Origin of the sequence: Listeria sp. SHR_NRA_18 (assembly GCF_003856515.1) — a bacterium.
GTDB lineage: Bacteria > Bacillota > Bacilli > Lactobacillales > Listeriaceae > Listeria_A > Listeria_A newyorkensis.
Map to the genome: position 1 here is coordinate 292,911 of NZ_QPKR01000003.1, position 17,176 is coordinate 310,086.

Here is a 17,176-nt window from a genome sequence, read left to right on the forward strand (position 1 = left end):
TTATATTCCACTCATGTATCTATTATAAAGGTTTTCCCAATAAAAAGACACAAGAATTTACCACACGCCGCCTAAACCGTATTTCCGATATCATTCAGCTTGTTAATCTCCGCGTTCATACTCCCCAACATATCAATCGACAGCTCGTCCATCACCTGCACCAAGCGCTTTACGACCACCTTATAATGATCCAACTCCTTGCGAAAACCCTTCGAATCCCCAATCAAAAGCTCATGCTCCATCGTGCTCAAATATTTATTACTATAATTAAACGTCGACACAATCAACTTCACCTTCTCCAAATCATCCGGAAAATAAATACTCATCAACTCAATCTCATGAATATACTTTTCCGTCTCATTCCGATTCTCAATCAACCGCGCCCGTATTTTTTCACTCTCTAAAATCTGCCCAATATCCTTGATAAAACTCATAATTTCCTCATTTTTATAAATCGCCGTGTTCAGCAATCCATACGTCTTCTCTATCTTTTGAAAAAGCAATTCCTTGTATAAAAATTCAGCTTGAATCTGCCGCTCTTTCCGCGCATTCAGATCAATCTCATCCCGCAACGCCTTATTCTGTTGCTTCGTCTCACTAAAAGCCAGCATCACAGCACCAATAATTCCAAAGAACGAACCGATAAAATTATACATCCCGTCAATCGTCAACTCATTATCAATACTCCGCGTCAAAACAGGCACGATAATAAACAGCAAACCAATAATAATAATCCCCAACATCAACCAATGGTCTTTGATAAATCGCATATATGCCTCATCTCCCTTTGCGTTCCCTATCTTATTCCCCGTAAAAGGCGAGTTCTAACTTGAAAAATCATCTAAAAACTAATAACCTCTGACCTCTTCCTTACCATGGAAGTGCTCTCTTTATAACGCCTATTTTTCATATGTATTTCGAACAGCTACAGAAGGTTTACATGTTCGCTTCGCTCTCATGCATATTGGCGCTGTAACTCTTTTTATTCGAACAGCCACTGATGGTTTACATGCTCGCTTCGCTCTCATGCATATTGGGGCTGTAACTCTTTTTATTCGAACAGCCCCTGATGGTTTACATGCTCGCTTCGCTCTCATGCATATTGGGGCTGTAACTCTTTTTATTCGAACAGCCCCAACAAAAACCGATGAAGCATCATGCCCCACCGGTCTCATCAAATCTTATTTCAAATCAGCAATATGTTTCTCCAAGTCAACGCCAGTTCCTTTTGCCACGCGTTCTGCAAATACTGGTTCTACTTGATAGAAGTTGCGCAGGTTACGGATTTTGATATCCTCGCGAACGCCTTCCCAATCGCCAACAATGTTGTTCACTAGCGCGTCACGCTCGCCGTCAGAATAACGGTTCCAAACCTCGCGCGCATGACCAAAGTTGTTCGGTTTTTGTTGCTCAATACGGCCAAGCTTACCAGCAACCAAATCTTGCTCATCTTCCACATAACGCGGCGTCTCTTTTGGCGTCGTATCATAGCTATTCGGCTCATAGTTAATCGAGCTCGTTTGCTGTTTGAACGGCATCGCGCCGTCACGCTGATTATTATTCACATCCACTTTTGGACTATTAATCGGCAATTGCAAGTAGTTCGGCCCAACACGGTGACGCTGCGTATCCGAATACGAGAACAGACGACCTTGCAACATACGATCCTCAGACGGCAAAATTCCAGGTACAAGCACGCCCGGATTGAAACCAACCGATTCCGTTTCCGCAAAAATGTTCTCAGGATTGCGATTCAACACCATTGTCCCAACATGCTCATACGGGAAAACATCTTCAAACCAGTCTTTCGTCGCATCAAGCGGGTTAAAATCATAGTTATCGATGTCCGCAGGGTCAAGCACTTGAATGTAGAGCTCCCACTCAGGGAAATCGCCGTTTTCAATCGCTTCATAAAGATCGCGAGTCGCATGGCTAAACTCTTTCGCCTGAATTTGCGCCGCTTGGTCCGTCGAAAGGTTCACGATACCCTCTTTTGGCACCCAACGCATTTTGATGTAAACCGTTTTGCCTTCTTCATTCGTCCATTTAAAAGCATGCACACTCGAACCACGAATTTGACGGAACGAAGCAGGAATACCCTCATCACTGAATAGGTATGTAATCATCGTCGTAGCCTCAGGAGTCAAGCTGAAAAAGTCCCAATAACGGTTCGCATCTTGCATATTCGTGCTTGGATCCGGCTTCAAAGAATGAATAACATCCGGGAATTTAATCGCATCACGAATAAAGAATACAGGCAAGTTATTACCAACAAAATCGTAATTTCCCTCTTCCGTGTAAAATTTAACCGCAAAACCACGTGGATCACGCAACGTTTCAGGAGAATGCAAACCGTGAATTACCGTAGAAAAACGCGCGAAAACCTCTGTTTGCTGTCCTTCTTCTTGTAAAAAAGCAGCTTTCGTGTATTTCTTCATGCTATTTTTAACTGTAAATACGCCATGCGCACCAATTCCACGAGCATGCACCACACGTTCCGGAACACGTTCACGATCAAAATGAGCTAGCTTCTCGATTAACACGTAATCTTCCAATAATGTAGGACCACGATGCCCTGCCGTCATTGAATTCTGGTTATCACCAATTGGAACACCTTGGTTTGTTGTTAGTTTTTTACTCATTCATCTAACCTCCGTTTTTATAATAATTATAAAGTAATACTAACTCCATTCTACAAAACATACGCTCGGAAAACAACTATAAGCCCTTACAAACCCCAATTCGTCGCCAATCCCTCCTTTAAAAAAGTATCATTGTGTACCTATAAGTCTATAGTATCATCTGATTTTACGCGAAAAACGAACATATATTACGATAGTAGCGCTCCCAGTTAGGTTTGTTCACACTCTTTTCGTTTTTTATCCACATAACTGTCACCCCTGAACGCAGCTATAACATGGTATCATGGCTGGAGTTGCATTTTTGGCCAATTTTGCATTAACTACAACAAAAGGAGAGAAAAAAATGAAAACAACAACAAAACTTGGTTTATCCGTTTTAACAGCGGCAGCGGTTCTCATCGCGCCAACATCATTATCTTTTGGAGGAAATATTTCTAATGTCGTGGCACAAGCAGCCGAAGTCAAAACGGTTACTGTCACTACTTTTGCAGAGTTAAAAAATGCTTTGGAAACGTCACCAACAGATATCATTTCTATCGACGCGGACATCACTGCGACGAGCGATATCATCATTCCTGGGCAACATAACCCGCTAATTCTAGGTAACAATCACAAGCTAGACATGAGCAAATATGTGATCAACGCAAAACAAGCCGGTGTCATCGCACTTGAGGACCTATCTATTGAATCCACTGGTTCATACGGCATTTACCGCACCGAAACGCTTGGACAACTCGCGCTTAACAACGTGACGTTCACCGGTAAACAAGTAGCCTATGCTCCAAAAGGCGCTATTACCTTCCACGGCACAACAAAAGTAACAACAACATCCACACTTGAAATCGCGAAAGTAAACACCATCGTATTCGATAAAAACGTTCATTTCACGGCTACAACAACCGCTGACGCCTTCCTAATGGCCCAAGCAAATCCAAAAGTTTACGTTAGCGAAAATGCGACTGTCAATATCACATCCGCGAAAAAAGTCTTCAACATGACTGGCGCAACACCATTCTTCTCTACAGAATCCGGCTCTAAACTTACAACAAACTCTGTAGATGTCGCACTTTATATGAATGGAAAACCAACATTTGGCGCTAACTCAAGCACAGAATTCAATCAAGACGCAGCCGGTACAGCAGGCCTAATCTATGCTTCCACAGGTTTTGACGTTGAAAAAGATGCTAGCTTTGTCCTAAATGGCGGCGCTAAATCAACACAACTCATCAAAACAGCGAAATCCGTGATTGATTTTAAAGATGTAGCAAACGTTTACTTGAAATCAAACAACCCAAAAGGTAACATTTTCAGCGTAAGTTCAGGTAGCCTCGTGCAATTCAACACACCACAAACACTAACGCTAGGCACAAAAACAACAGACGCAATCTACACAGCAACAAACCTACGCGCGTTCTTGTCTGGATCTGGAACCAACCTATCCGTTCAATCATTCGCTGGCGATAACTCCATTGTCACGTATGACTTCAAAACAATGGGTTCTTTCAAATTAACAAAATAAGGATAGCCTTGCACTTGGCGTGAAATCATGCTATTCTGTAAGTAATTCATATTCTCGTTCCCGATAAGGGGAGTAGCAGTAATAGTAGAGTCGTCAGTACGGGGAAACCCCGGCTTTACTAGCAATGATATCATTGTTTGCGAGACCTTACGTTTCTTACGTAAGGTCTTTTTTGCGTACTTTTTTTGGAAACGGAGTCTATGAAAATCGCACAAAAGGAGACGATAGTATGGCTTTATTCGATTTTTTGAAAGATATGGCAACAGAAAAAGTAACCGATTTACTCGGCGGTGCAGGTGACGTCGTCGATCAAGTAACTGGTGGCGCAACAGATCTGACAGAACAAGCACAAAACCTAACCGAACAAATCAACCCCGAAGAAATCACAGGTCAAATCAGCGAACAAGCTGGCGGCCTCGTTGACCAAGTAACAGAAAACGCAAATATCACAGAATCGCTCGGTGATGTTGGAAATATCGTGGATGGAATTAAAGATTTATTTGGCGGAAAGTAATATCGCATGATGAAAGGCCAAGATGACTACATGAAATCGGTAGTGTCTTGGCCTTTCGTATTTTAAAATTAAAAATCGTTTTATTTGAATAAAAATATCCAAAATAACTACTTTTTTACATAAATTTGACATCCCATAAGTTTTATGTTAACCTGATTTTGGAAGCGAATACATAAATAGAAAGGACGAAACAACTATGAAAATGAAACAAACATTAATTATCCCCACTATCGCGCTTGCTATGGTAGTCGCGCCTTCAATCAACCTGTTTGAATCCGTGCAAGCTAAAGCCTCAACATTAGTAGAAAATGAACCTTCACACACCGTAGAAAATTTAAAAGACACTGGCACTGAGCAATCCTTCACACTAATTTTAAATGATGACGCAGAAGTAGACTTTAACATCGAAAAGACTGATGATACTTTAGAGTTAAAGACTGTAACGTCTACTGAAGATGGTATTGAAGAACACCTATTTGCATATGTTGCTGGGGACGAATTCGCTACGATGGATGGTGAAAAAGTATCTATAGATAGGGAGACATTTGTGGAATCTGAACTACAGAATGAAGAATTCACTAACAGCCCACAGTTATTAAAAGCATCCTCTCCATCAACACCTGTCTATATATCCTCTGGTAAAATTAAAATTGGAAAACCTATAAAAACTTTGGGAGCTATTGTAACAGTTATCGGAGGTGGAATTGCAGTTGCCGCTTTTGCAGGTGTAACTATAGCAACTAGTGCAATTGCAAACACTGTATCTGGATGGGCTAGCGTTGTCGGTTTAGGTACATTAACAGCTGGTTATTTATTTGACGGAAATATAACGTACAAACAATACCGTACAAAAGGACAAATATCAACTGGTTACGGAAATAATAAACAAACTGCATATCGATATCAAGATATACGAGCTGTTGGCACAGTTAAAAATAAAAAAATGGACAAACAGCTGAAGAGTACAGGTTCATGGTATTTCGCTTCTAAACCATGGTAAACTAAAAGGTAAAGGAGCTAAACCAAATGACTTTTCCCAAAATAATCTCCAGTATTTTTCTAGTTATATACGCTATCCTCTTTATAAATATAACGTATAGCATGATTCAAACACAAGAAGGCTTTGCTTACCCTATTTGGATTCAAATTCTACTTGCACTCTCCTTTTTAGCGGTAGCATTGCTGAATTTTACTCAAAAGCGTTACATTCTTGGTGGCGTCTTAACAAGCGCGGTTCTCATGCTTGGAATTAGCATTGTTATTACTTCCATTGCATAGTAAAAGCGTTGAATGAACCGCTCAGGCACTCATTCAACGCTTTTACTTACTCCGCTCTCTCCAAAACCCGCTTCATTTTCTTCGTAAACTCGCGTCTTGGAATCATCACACTGTGTCCGCAACCTTCGCACTTAATCCGAATATCCATACCCAGTCGAATAATGCGCCAACGATTGGTACCACAAGGATGTTGCTTCTTCATTTCGACAATATCATTTAGATTAAATGTCTGCTCCATACGCCTTAATCCTCGTCAAACTGAACATCTAAAATTTCTAAAATACGCCCCAAATCATCCTCAGATAAAAATTCAATCTCAATTTTACCTTTGTTATCACGACGTTTAATAGAAACTGCTGTTCCGAATTTATCACGTAATTGTGATTCACTCTCTTTGATAAAAACTGGGATTTTCTCCTGTTTTTTGGGTGTTTCACGTGAAACATTGTTATTCAAATCCCCAACTAATTTCTCTAACTGACGAACCGTTAAGCCTTCTGCCACTGCCTTTTTAGCAACCGGTTTGATGTTCTTCTTATCCTTCAATCCGAGCAAGGCACGAGCATGTCCCATCGATAGCGAACCATCACGGAGCATCACCTGAACTTCTGCCGGCAATGAAAGTAAACGTACCATGTTCGCAATATAAGGACGGCTTTTACCCAGACGATCGGCTAATTTTGCTTGCGTCATGTCCAAGTTCTTCATTAGTAAATCATAGGATTCCGCTTCTTCAAGCACCGATAAATCCTCACGCTGTAAATTCTCCAAAACCGCTAACTCCATCATTTCGCGGTCGTCTAGCGTTCGTACAACAGCTGGAATTGCTTCTAATCCGGCCTCTTTCGCCGCACGGTATCTGCGTTCACCGACAACCAGCTCATACCCTTTCGCCTCTGAACGACGTAAGATAACTGGCTGTAAAATACCGTGAAGCTTGATAGAATCGCGTAATTCGCGGAGTGCTGTAGGATCGAATGTTTTACGTGGTTGATACGGATTCGGGCGAATTTCGCTAACAGGGATGCTTTGTACAGCTTCCTCATTCTGATCGACATTGTTGAACAGCGCGCTAATTCCTTTTCCTAATCCTTTAGCCATGAGCAATCACTTCCTTTGCAAGATCTACATAAACCTCAGAACCACGGGATTTATCATCGTATAAAATAATCGGTTTACCGTGACTTGGCGCTTCACTCAAACGAATGTTACGCGGAATAATTGTTTCGAAAACTTTATTTTGGAAGTATTTCTTCACTTCGTCTATAACCTGAATGCCCAAATTCGTTCTGGCATCTAGCATCGTCAACAGTACACCTTCAATTTGCAAATCTTCATTTAGATGTTTTTGGACGATACGAATTGTATTTAATAGTTGGCTCAAACCTTCTAGCGCATAGTACTCACACTGAACCGGAATTAAAACCGTGTCAGAGGCAGTAAGCGCGTTTAGCGTAAGCAGCCCTAGGGATGGCGGACAATCAATAATCACGTAATCGTAATCATCACGAACAGAATCGATCGCCTTTTTCAGACGAATTTCACGTGATATAGCGGGAACAAGCTCAACCTCTGCCCCAGCAAGTTGAATCGTAGCGGGAACCACTTTTAATGTTTCCATCGCTGTTGGTTTAATAACATCTTTGAGTGCAACGTCATCCACAAGCACATCATAGATACAATGCTCGATCTCACCTTTATTGATGCCAACTCCGCTCGACGCATTCCCTTGAGGATCGATGTCCACAAGCAGTACTTTTTTACCTAGAAACGCAAGACTAGAACTTAAGTTAACAGATGTCGTCGTCTTGCCTACGCCACCCTTTTGATTTGCCAGTGCGATCACTTTGCTCAATCTATTTCACCAACCCTCACATATTTATAGCATCCAAACGCGGATAAACCCATTCCACGTGATTAATCGCCGAACTTCCATACGTCGACAAATGCTTCATTTCGTTATACTTCTCCTCTTCTATTCTATCAAAAAATTAAGGTTTAGTCTTACTTTATGCGAAAATAAATTTCATTATACACAAAAGCCGTGTCAAAATTTCATCGACACGGCTTACTTTTATGCTTTTTTGCGAAGAAATAGTGATATAACTAGACCGATAATCGCCATCACAAGGCCGAACGTAAACGCGTGACGCGAACCTTCAACAAGCGATGCGGCTAAGTCTTGTGGTCCCGGATTCGTCACGGTCGCCATGTATGTTTTTTGACCTGCCGACATAATCGTGATCGCCACCGCTGTACCAATTGCGCCTGAAACCTGTTGTAACGTATTCATGATCGCTGTACCATCTGGATACATTTTTGGCGGTAGCTGATTTAAGCCGTTTGTTTGTGCTGGCATCATGATCATACATACGCCAATCATGAGCGCGCTGTGCAGAATCACGATGGTAACCGCCGTTGTTTCTAGCGTGATTTGCGTTAAGAACCATAGCGTTATGACCGACACAATGAATCCTGGAACAACTAGCACGCGGGCACCGAATGCATCGAACAGACGCCCTGTAACCGGTGATAGCAAGCCATTTATAACCCCACCCGGCAAAAGTACTAATCCAGCAGAAAATGCGGCTAAGGCCAGTCCTGTTTGCAAATAAAGTGGCAATAAAATCATCGTGGATAGGATAATCATGAACGCGATGAAAACGATTAATAATCCAAGCGTGAACATTGGAAATTTGAAAACCCGTAAGTCCATCATCGGCTGATCCATCGTCAGTTGGCGCCAAGCAAATAAGCCCAAACTGATGACACCAATGATCATCGTCGTAATAACGAGTGCACTACCCCAGCCACTTTCGCCGGCGCTACTAAAGCCGTACACAATTCCCCCGAAACCAAGCGTCGATAAAATAATCGATAAAATATCAATACGCGGCTTCGTTACTTCGGATACATTTTTCATATAACGCAGTCCAAAAAGTAATGAGAAAACTAAGAACGGTAAGGCAATCCAAAAAATCCAATTCCACGTTAAATTCTCAATAATTAAGCCTGAAATCGTGGGTCCAACTGCGGGCGCGAACATAATAACAAGTCCGATAAGCCCCATCGCAGATCCCCGTTTATGCTCTGGAAAGATAACCAGAATCGTGTTGAACATTAATGGTAGTAAAAGTCCGGTACCAATCGCTTGGATAACGCGGGCGATCATTAAAATGCCGAAATCTGGCGCCAATGCTGCGATTAGCGTTCCAACTATCGAAAATCCGACAGATGCAAAAAATAATTTTCGCGTGGTAAACCATTGTAATAAAAGTCCTGAAACTGGTACTAAAATACCTAATGTCAGCAAGTATACCGTCGTTAACCACTGAATCGTTGCTGAACTTACATCAAATACACGAATTAAATCCGTAAGTGCCATATTTAAAGCCGTTTCACTAAACAAGCCTATAAATCCTGCAATTAGAAAAGCCGTGACAATCGGTACAGTCTTAAACTCCTGTCTTTCTTGCGCTGTTACTGTTTTACTCAAAGAAAATTCCCCCTCTTCACCTTCATTTGCGTGAAGCCTTCATTCTAACGGTTTTTGCGAGTAAAGTCAAGAAAAAGAGAACGTACGTTTTCTTTTTGGAGCAAAAAATGACTCCCGATTTCCAGAAGTCATTTCCTTATTCCAAAACGCTATTCAATCGTCAAATGATCATCTGTAAAATCCGTCGTAACATCCAGCACTTCACATGCCTTTTGATACATACGAACCGTCATATCCGGATCTCCTGCTTCCAATCGCGAAATCACAAGCGGCGATAAATCCGATTTCAGGCCTAAATCCAACTGCGACCATTTCTTTTTCACGCGTTTCGCAAAGATAAATTGACCCAAACGCGCCGAAAAACTATCCAAATAATGAACAATCGCTTCGTTCTGCCACGCCAATTCTTTCAGCGACTCAAATTCATAATCGTCCTTGCCAATACTCAATCTTGCCTCTGCACGACGAAGGAAAATCCGCTTCACTTCTTCCCGGTAAGCGCCCATTTTATCATTGAACGGGTTGCGATCTTTAAAATAGCCTTTTACGAAGCAATAATACGTTTCTGTATCCGAAAAAGCCGTGAAATAAAGCATCCGACAATTCTTATCCTTGAAGTGTACTTTCATTTCCTCGATTGGCTGATCAACCGACGTTTCGATTTTATTCGTTTGTAGCGAGTACGATTGATTTTTGCCGATTGTCAAATGGACTTCCGGTAAAATCTGTTTTCCCGTTGTTAATTTTCTCGTTTCCGCTTTTTCTAGCTGCATCAGGCCTTGCAATAAAAGGGTCGACATTAAGGGTTGTTCTTTTATCAAACTGTGTAGGAAATCATATGCTTGAAATTCATCTTGTTCATCTCTTACAAAAATTATTTTCGCCATATTGTTCGCAGTAACACATTTCGAGTGCACCGCTTCCCTCCTTTATCTATCGTTCTACCTTCATTGTATAGGTTTTCATGAAAAATTGCACCTTACTTGCGCGGCTGAACACAATTCTTCTTTTTACCTACGCCAATATTGCTTTTTACCATCCTCTTTCACCGAAATACCAACATTCCAAATCTCCCTGCGAAGTTCCCGCGCGTCCTTTTCGTCAGACTTCTCCAACGCCTTTTCACGAGCCGCAAATAAAGCATTTTCACCCGTCTCCAGTTCCGGTGTTTGCGCCACCCATCGCTTAAATTCTGCCTGAAAAGGATCCACCGATTGCCAGCTATAACCGTGTTCCGTAAACGCCCGCTCCACTTTTCCAGCCTTCATTTCCTGTTTTTCTCGATACATTTCCCGATTCTCGAGGTCCAGCAAAACCAATTGCTTCTTATCTAAAAACACCATCGAAATCCGCGCTTTAGGAAAAATCGACTCCACACCAGAAATCGTTAATTTCACATCGCCGTCCCCAATATCCATCATCAGACTTTCGTGAAAAGCCATGATAGACAGCCAAATCCCAGCAACAATACCAAACCCCGTCGTCACAAAAATAATCCACGTTTCTCGGATGGAAACAATGAGTTCGAAAGGTCCCTTCAACGGAATCCACGGTAAAGACACTGCCCATTTTGCAATATCCGGTATGAAAAATCCGAGAATCAGCCCTATAATCGGTGGAACAAGGCATATTAACAGTTTATCAAAGGTCGAAAAGCTTAATATCGTTCGCTTATTTTCATGCATTATTTATCCACTCTCTCCATTATATTTGTGATAGCCAGCTTCCATATTTTCCGGTATTCCACTTGGATGCCCATTAACATATAGTTTGAAATATTATCAATTGTAAGCGCCAAAAGCTGTGACTTTGCCTTACTATCTTTTGCATCGACAACGCCTAGCTCGACACCTTTATCCATACAACGCTCAAAACCTAGTAGAAAATCCTTCTGTAATTCCACGATCTCTCCTGCATAATTATGCTCTCTTCCCGCAGTTAAAATGAATTCGTTCAGCACTTTCATCACGATAAAATTCTCTTCATTTGCTTCTGGAATCATGGAAATCCCACCACTATATAGCTTTTTCTCGAAGTTTTTTGCCGTCATTTTATCTATTTGGAAGTAATTGTCGAAGCGATAATCCGCAAATATGACTTTAAAAACGGTTTCTATTAGCGCATCTTTGGACGGGAAATGATAATAAATGGACGGTTTTGAGATCCCTACTTTTTCAGCGATCATGGCTAAACTCGTACCTTGGATACCAAATTCCGCAAATAAGATAAATGTGGCTTCTAATATTTGCTGATATGTCTTCTCTTTTTTCTTCATACTACCACTCTTTTCTACCTATCGTTAGGTAAATTATATGATGATATTCGCCTAATGTCAATAAAAAACAGAAATCCTCGTTGGAAATCTGTTTTTTGATCACTTATTTGTTTTTTTGCTTTGGAATTTGAATCGTAATTTGATAATAATCATCCGACTCTTCTTCTTCCATCTGTAAATCCATACCGTTATCTTTTACCATCGTGATGGATTGCTTGATCGTGTTCACAGCAATTCGAACGTCGCGACTGATCGCTTGGCGTTTCGGCTTTGCTTTTTTAGGTTTTGGCTCGGCGGGTAGTAAAGTCTGGATATATTGCTCCGTTTCCTTCACATTCCACTTGTTCTCGATAATTTTCGCCAAAACATCGAGTTGCTTTTCCTCCGTCTCCAAAACGAGTAAAGATCGACCGTGGCGCTCCGAGATTTGCTTGTCTAAAACGGCTTGCTGGGCGGCTTCTGGCAACCTTAACAAACGCAATTTATTAGCGATCGCGGATTGACTTTTCCCAACGCGCTGAGCTAGTGCTTCCTGGGTCACTTCTTGCATATCTAGCAAACTTTGATACGCTTTTGCTTCTTCAATTGGTGTCAACTCTTCACGTTGTAAGTTTTCGATGAGGGCAATGGAAGCTACTTCATCATCCGTAAGATTTTGGACGATAGCAGGGATTGTGTCCCATTCCAATGAAGAAACAGCGCGGAATCGTCGTTCACCAGCGATAATCTCGAATTTTTCGGGCTCATACTCACGCACAACAATTGGCTGAATGACGCCATGAATACGGATTGTTCTGGCTAATTCCTCTATTTTTGACGCATCAAAGACCGTTCTGGGCTGATAGCGATTCGGAATGATAGCTGCGACAGGAAGTTCCACGATTTGTTGCATGAATTCCTCCACGGTTTCTTCCGTTTCAATCTCAATATATTCCTTATCTTTCTTTCCGAATAAGCGCGAAAAAGGCATTATCAAATCATCCCTTCTAATGTTAAGCGTGAATATCGTCCAGCGTGTCGACAAACGCTCATCTCCGTCGTTAAAATCTGCGCTGGAGTTCGGCGCAATTTTTACGGAAATCGTTTTTTCGATCGTTTGGAATTTCACTTTATCTACTGTCCATTTTAGCAGAAACTTGCTGATAAATATATGCTTTTCATTCAATTGGTTGTTTGTTTGGTGTTCCTGCTTTGCGAGGATACTTATTTGGCGTCTCTTTTACTTTTTCGATCAAGTATAGGTTCCGCTCGCTTTCTTCGATTGGCAATGAAAAGGCATAATGGTCTTTCACTTTACCGCCTAGTGTCGCAATGGCTTTCGCACCGATTTTCAGTTCCTGCTCCGCTTGCATCGCTTTCATCGCTAGGAAAAAACCACCCTTTTTGACTAGCGGCAAACAAAGCTCGGTTAATACGCTCATTCTTGCGACGGCGCGCGCTGTAACTAAGTCAAAACTGCCGCGGAACGCCTTATTTTGGCCAAATTCTTCCGCTCGTGCATGGTGAAAATGAACCTTATCCAATTTCAATGCATCCGCAAGCGCGTCTAAAAAGGTAATCCGTTTCTGCAAGGAATCCACAATCGTAACGTCCAAATCCGGGAAACAAATCTTAATCGGAATGCTTGGAAAACCAGCTCCCGCACCAACATCACAAACCGTCCCCACACCTTTAAAATCAACATAAAAAGCCGCAGAAATCGAGTCATAAAAATGCTTCAAATAGACTTCATCGTGCTCTGTAATAGCAGTCAAATTCATTTTCTCATTCCACTCGACAAGCATCTTGAAATATAGGTCGAATTGCGCCATTTGCGTATCGGATAACTCGATTCCTTTTTGCAATAATTGCTCTCTAAACTGTTCTGGATTCACGTTTTTCCCTCACTTTGTTTTTGCGATTTTGCCTTGCTCAATATACACTAACAAGATGGAAATGTCGGCGGGATTTACACCTGAAATACGGCTAGCCTGCGCGATCGAAAGTGGCTGGATTTTCTTCAATTTCTCCAATGCCTCCGTTGCCAAACTGCCAATCGCATCATAATCGATGTTTTCCGGAATTTTCTTGCCTTCCATGCGCTTCATTTTTTCCACTTGGTTCAATGATTTCTCGATATAACCTTCATATTTAATCTGAATTTCGACCTGCTCCTCGATATCCGCAGTTAGCGATGTTTCACGTGGAACAATCTCCATCAAAATATCGTACGTAATCTCTGGACGTCTCAAAAAATCCGCTGCTAAAACGCCATCCTTGAGCTCCGTGCTACCCATATCGACCAGCATTTTCTGTACAGCCGCAGTCGGTTTGATACGCGTCGTTTTCAATCGTTGTTTTTCAGCCTCAATAGCTTCGCGTTTCGCAACAAATCGGGCGTAACGTTCGTCGCTGATTAGACCAATTTCATGCCCAATCTCGGTCAAACGCAAATCCGCATTATCGTGGCGTAACAACAAGCGATACTCCGCGCGAGACGTCAACAAGCGGTACGGCTCATCGGTTCCCTTCGTCACGAGATCATCAATGAGAACGCCGATATAGCCTTGATCGCGTCCAAGCACCACCGGCTCTTTTCCAGAAGCACGGCGCGCCGCATTGATTCCCGCCATTAAACCTTGTCCAGCCGCCTCTTCATAACCACTCGTCCCGTTCAATTGACCCGCTGTATACAAATTCTCGATTCGTTTCGTTTCAAGCGACGGCCACAATTGCTCCGGCATCACCGCGTCATATTCAATCGCATAACCAACACGCATCATTTCGACATTTTCCAGTCCAGGAATCGTCGCTAACATTTCACGCTGTACATCCTCTGGCAAACTTGTCGACAAACCTTGCACGTAAACCTCTTCCGTATTGCGACCCTCAGGCTCTAAGAAAATTTGATGGCGCGGCTTATCGCTAAAACGCACAATCTTATCCTCAATCGACGGACAATAACGCGCACCCGTCCCTTTTTTGGTCGCAGTAAACATCGGCGAACGATGCAAATTTTTCTCGATAATTTGGTGTGTTGCCTCGTTTGTATACGTTAACCAACACGGCAACTGATCCATAATAAAATCCACCGTCTCATAACTAAAGGCACGCGGAACATCGTCTCCAGGCTGTTCTTCTGTCTGCGAATAATCGATGGAACTCGACTTCACGCGCGGCGGTGTCCCCGTTTTAAAACGACGCAACTCAAAACCTAGCTCTTCCAAATGCTCAGAAAGCTTGATCGACGGCTGCTGATTGTTCGGACCACTAGAATAACGCAGTTCCCCAACAATAATCTCACCACGTGAAAAAGTCCCTGTTGTCAGTACGACCGTTTTGGCATAATAAATCGCGCCGCTGTTCGTGATAACGCCTTTACAGACACCATCCTCCACAACAAGACGATCCACCAAACCTTGACGCAGCGTGATATTTTCCTCTTTTTCAATCGTGTGCTTCATTTCGTGTTGATAATCCCACTTATCCGATTGCGCACGCAAAGCACGAACCGCAGGGCCTTTTCCAGTGTTAAGCATCCGCATTTGAATGTGCGTTTTATCCGTATTCCGACCCATTTCGCCGCCGAGCGCATCAATTTCGCGCACAACGACACCTTTCGCAGGCCCTCCAACAGAAGGATTACACGGCATGAACGCCACCATATCTAAATTAATTGTGAGCATCAACGTTTTCGCGCCAATTCGGCCACTCGCAAGGCCCGCTTCCACGCCCGCATGCCCCGCACCGACCACGATTACATCATAATGTCCCGCATCATAAGTTTGCATATTTCAACACATCACTTTCCTAAACAAAATTGGTTAAATAACTGGTCCAGCAACTCATCCTGAACCGATTCACCGATAATTTCTCCGAGCAAATCCCAAGCCCGCGTCATGTCAATCTGAACGATATCCACTGGCATTCCAGCTTCCACGCCATCAATAACCGCCTCAATCGCACCAATCGCCTCATGCAAAAGTGCAATATGACGCGCATTCGAAACATACGTCGCGTCCCCAGCATCAATTTCTCCCGCGAAAAATAAATCCTTAATCGCGATTTCAAGCTGCGCAAGTCCCGCATCATTCACAAGCGACGTCTCGACCACTGGATTATCCCCAGCAAGCTCCCGAACCCGCGCCACATCAATATTCCGCGCTAAATCCGTCTTATTCAAAACGACCACAAAATTATGACCCGCGACCGCCTCAAACAACGCCTCATCTTCCACACTCAGCGGCTCGTTTTGATTCAACACCAACAAAATAAAATCCGCTTCCTGCAAAGCTTTGCGCGACCGTTCCACGCCAATTTTTTCAACAATATCTTCCGTCTCGCGAATCCCCGCCGTATCAATCAAACGCAGCGGCACCCCGCGAACATTCACATATTCCTCAATAATATCACGCGTCGTACCCGCAATATCCGTCACGATCGCCTTTTCCTCCTGAATCAACTGGTTCAAAAGCGACGATTTCCCGACGTTTGGCCGACCAATAATCGCCGTCGCCAGTCCCTCACGCAAAATCTTGCCCTGTTGCGCCGTCAGCAACAACTGCTCCACCGAAGCCCGCACCAATTGCGCCTTCTCCACCAACATCCGCTGCGTCATCTCTTCCACATCGTCGTATTCCGGATAATCTATGTTCACCTCGACCTGCGCCAAAGCATCTAAAATTTCCTGTCTCAAATTGCGAATCAAGCGCGACAAACTACCGTCCATCTGCTGCAGCGCAACACCCATCGCCCGATCCGTCTTCGCACGAATCAAATCCATCACAGCCTCCGCTTGCGACAAATCAATCCGCCCATTCAAAAAAGCTCGTTTCGTAAATTCTCCAGGTTCCGCCAATTTCGCCCCATTTCGAAGCAACAATTGCAGCACCCGATTCACCGAAACAATCCCACCATGCGCATTAATCTCGACCACATCTTCCCGAGTAAACGTCCGCGGCGCACGCATCACCGTTGCCATGACCTCCTCGACCGTCTCCTTCGTGCCCGGATCCACAATATGACCATAATGAATCGTGTGACTCTCGACCGCGCTAAGCTGTTTTTGCGCACAAAAAATGCGATCCGCTATCTGAATCGCCTCATCACCGCTCAAACGAATAATAGCAATGGCTCCCTCGCCCGGCGGTGTTGAGATCGCAGCAATTGTATCAAATTCCATTCTTTACCCTCACCTTCCTAGAAAAACGGCTCACAAAGAAACCGATTTCCTAATCGAATAAATTTTGGCACATGACCTGTGCATATCATCAACATTTGCTCCGCTTTCACCAAAGCTAATAATGATTGGTTTTATATAGTTATCCGAAAAAAGTTATCCACATATCCAGATTCTTTAAGATTTAAAAAATATCCTACCCTTTATTTTAACTTATCCACATGTGAATAACAATAGTTTTGGACCAACTTTTGAAGTTATCCACAAGAGATTAATTATCACAGCAAAAAGTAC

The 17,176-nt window shown here is 42.9% G+C and carries 17 protein-coding genes; 4 read left to right on the plus strand and 13 right to left on the minus strand.

The window, feature by feature from the left end; all coding sequences use genetic code 11:
• Positions 1–71 precede the first annotated feature (71 nt).
• Positions 72–770 carry a hypothetical protein gene (locus DUK53_RS06905; protein WP_036092993.1) on the minus strand — a complete coding sequence of 233 codons (699 nt, stop codon included), beginning with the start codon at positions 768–770 and terminating at the stop codon, positions 72–74.
• A 411-nt stretch (positions 771–1,181) separates the two neighbouring features.
• Positions 1,182–2,642, minus strand: a complete 1,461-nt coding sequence (locus DUK53_RS06910) for a catalase (protein ID WP_036092990.1) — start codon at positions 2,640–2,642, stop codon at positions 1,182–1,184.
• A gap of 343 nt (positions 2,643–2,985) precedes the next feature.
• On the opposite strand from DUK53_RS06910, the gene DUK53_RS06915 reads away from it, so the two are divergent.
• The 4 genes from DUK53_RS06915 (at position 2,986) to DUK53_RS06930 (ending at position 5,953) form a co-directional block, all read left to right on the plus strand.
• Entirely contained in the window at positions 2,986–4,161 is a 1,176-nt protein-coding gene (locus DUK53_RS06915; protein WP_059140994.1) for a pectate lyase-like adhesive domain-containing protein, read from the plus strand.
• Between the two features lie 229 nt (positions 4,162–4,390).
• The gene (locus tag DUK53_RS06920; protein ID WP_036066439.1) at positions 4,391–4,675 is read left to right on the plus strand and encodes a hypothetical protein; all 285 of its coding nucleotides are present in this window, start codon (positions 4,391–4,393) and stop codon (positions 4,673–4,675) included.
• Between the two features lie 196 nt (positions 4,676–4,871).
• Positions 4,872–5,675 (plus strand): hypothetical protein, encoded by an 804-nt coding sequence (locus DUK53_RS06925; RefSeq protein ID WP_036132424.1) that lies wholly within the window; start codon positions 4,872–4,874, stop codon positions 5,673–5,675.
• Between the two features lie 26 nt (positions 5,676–5,701).
• A complete protein-coding gene (locus DUK53_RS06930; protein ID WP_036092983.1) occupies positions 5,702–5,953 on the plus strand; it encodes a hypothetical protein in 252 nt (83 codons plus the stop codon).
• Positions 5,954–5,999: 46 nt separating this feature from the next.
• On the opposite strand, the gene DUK53_RS06935 is transcribed toward DUK53_RS06930, so the two are convergent.
• The 11 genes from DUK53_RS06935 to mnmE form a co-directional block, all read right to left on the minus strand.
• The gene (locus DUK53_RS06935; protein WP_036081989.1) at positions 6,000–6,191 is read right to left on the minus strand and encodes a DUF951 domain-containing protein; all 192 of its coding nucleotides are present in this window, start codon (positions 6,189–6,191) and stop codon (positions 6,000–6,002) included.
• Between the two features lie 5 nt (positions 6,192–6,196).
• Positions 6,197–7,054, minus strand: coding sequence for a ParB/RepB/Spo0J family partition protein (locus DUK53_RS06940; protein ID WP_036132423.1), 858 nt, complete (start codon positions 7,052–7,054; stop codon positions 6,197–6,199).
• Positions 7,047–7,808: a ParA family protein gene (locus DUK53_RS06945; RefSeq protein WP_036092978.1), complete on the minus strand. Its 762-nt coding sequence runs from the start codon at positions 7,806–7,808 to the stop codon at positions 7,047–7,049. Before DUK53_RS06945 ends, DUK53_RS06940 begins: the two co-directional genes overlap by 8 nt.
• Before the next feature lie 219 nt (positions 7,809–8,027).
• Positions 8,028–9,449: a DHA2 family efflux MFS transporter permease subunit gene (locus DUK53_RS06950; RefSeq protein WP_036132421.1), complete on the minus strand. Its 1,422-nt coding sequence runs from the start codon at positions 9,447–9,449 to the stop codon at positions 8,028–8,030.
• A 149-nt stretch (positions 9,450–9,598) separates the two neighbouring features.
• Positions 9,599–10,336: a helix-turn-helix domain-containing protein gene (locus DUK53_RS06955; protein ID WP_036093198.1), complete on the minus strand. Its 738-nt coding sequence runs from the start codon at positions 10,334–10,336 to the stop codon at positions 9,599–9,601.
• Positions 10,337–10,459: 123 nt separating this feature from the next.
• Positions 10,460–11,134 carry a YqeB family protein gene (locus tag DUK53_RS06960; protein ID WP_036132419.1) on the minus strand — a complete coding sequence of 225 codons (675 nt, stop codon included), beginning with the start codon at positions 11,132–11,134 and terminating at the stop codon, positions 10,460–10,462.
• Complete coding sequence (locus tag DUK53_RS06965; RefSeq protein WP_036092969.1) at positions 11,134–11,724, minus strand: TetR/AcrR family transcriptional regulator; 591 nt, start codon at positions 11,722–11,724, stop codon at positions 11,134–11,136. The genes DUK53_RS06960 and DUK53_RS06965 overlap by 1 nt, the downstream gene beginning before the upstream one ends.
• 103 nt (positions 11,725–11,827) lie before the next feature.
• The gene (gene noc, locus DUK53_RS06970) at positions 11,828–12,694 is read right to left on the minus strand and encodes a nucleoid occlusion protein (RefSeq protein WP_036093194.1); all 867 of its coding nucleotides are present in this window, start codon (positions 12,692–12,694) and stop codon (positions 11,828–11,830) included.
• 187 nt (positions 12,695–12,881) lie between these two features.
• Positions 12,882–13,598: a 16S rRNA (guanine(527)-N(7))-methyltransferase RsmG gene (rsmG, locus tag DUK53_RS06975; protein WP_036092967.1), complete on the minus strand. Its 717-nt coding sequence runs from the start codon at positions 13,596–13,598 to the stop codon at positions 12,882–12,884.
• 9 nt (positions 13,599–13,607) lie between these two features.
• Complete coding sequence (gene mnmG / locus DUK53_RS06980) at positions 13,608–15,494, minus strand: tRNA uridine-5-carboxymethylaminomethyl(34) synthesis enzyme MnmG (RefSeq protein ID WP_036092964.1); 1,887 nt, start codon at positions 15,492–15,494, stop codon at positions 13,608–13,610.
• A gap of 11 nt (positions 15,495–15,505) precedes the next feature.
• Entirely contained in the window at positions 15,506–16,885 is a 1,380-nt protein-coding gene (gene mnmE / locus DUK53_RS06985) for a tRNA uridine-5-carboxymethylaminomethyl(34) synthesis GTPase MnmE (RefSeq protein WP_036092963.1), read from the minus strand.
• Positions 16,886–17,176 lie beyond the last annotated feature (291 nt).

What these genes read in the sequence shown, in the direction of transcription:
- DUK53_RS06915 (WP_059140994.1), top strand. Translation starts at nt 2,986, where the DNA reads ATGAAAACAACAACAAAACTTGGTTTATCCGTTTTAACAGCGGCAGCG.
- DUK53_RS06960 (WP_036132419.1), bottom strand. Translation starts at nt 11,134, where the DNA reads ATGCATGAAAATAAGCGAACGATATTAAGCTTTTCGACCTTTGATAAA.
- noc (WP_036093194.1), bottom strand. Translation starts at nt 12,694, where the DNA reads ATGCCTTTTTCGCGCTTATTCGGAAAGAAAGATAAGGAATATATTGAG.
- DUK53_RS06925 (WP_036132424.1), top strand. Translation starts at nt 4,872, where the DNA reads ATGAAAATGAAACAAACATTAATTATCCCCACTATCGCGCTTGCTATG.
- DUK53_RS06955 (WP_036093198.1), bottom strand. Translation starts at nt 10,336, where the DNA reads ATGGCGAAAATAATTTTTGTAAGAGATGAACAAGATGAATTTCAAGCA.
- DUK53_RS06940 (WP_036132423.1), bottom strand. Translation starts at nt 7,054, where the DNA reads ATGGCTAAAGGATTAGGAAAAGGAATTAGCGCGCTGTTCAACAATGTC.
- DUK53_RS06920 (WP_036066439.1), top strand. Translation starts at nt 4,391, where the DNA reads ATGGCTTTATTCGATTTTTTGAAAGATATGGCAACAGAAAAAGTAACC.
- DUK53_RS06965 (WP_036092969.1), bottom strand. Translation starts at nt 11,724, where the DNA reads ATGAAGAAAAAAGAGAAGACATATCAGCAAATATTAGAAGCCACATTT.
- DUK53_RS06930 (WP_036092983.1), top strand. Translation starts at nt 5,702, where the DNA reads ATGACTTTTCCCAAAATAATCTCCAGTATTTTTCTAGTTATATACGCT.
- DUK53_RS06905 (WP_036092993.1), bottom strand. Translation starts at nt 770, where the DNA reads ATGCGATTTATCAAAGACCATTGGTTGATGTTGGGGATTATTATTATT.
- mnmG (WP_036092964.1), bottom strand. Translation starts at nt 15,494, where the DNA reads ATGCAAACTTATGATGCGGGACATTATGATGTAATCGTGGTCGGTGCG.
- DUK53_RS06935 (WP_036081989.1), bottom strand. Translation starts at nt 6,191, where the DNA reads ATGGAGCAGACATTTAATCTAAATGATATTGTCGAAATGAAGAAGCAA.
- DUK53_RS06910 (WP_036092990.1), bottom strand. Translation starts at nt 2,642, where the DNA reads ATGAGTAAAAAACTAACAACAAACCAAGGTGTTCCAATTGGTGATAAC.
- mnmE (WP_036092963.1), bottom strand. Translation starts at nt 16,885, where the DNA reads ATGGAATTTGATACAATTGCTGCGATCTCAACACCGCCGGGCGAGGGA.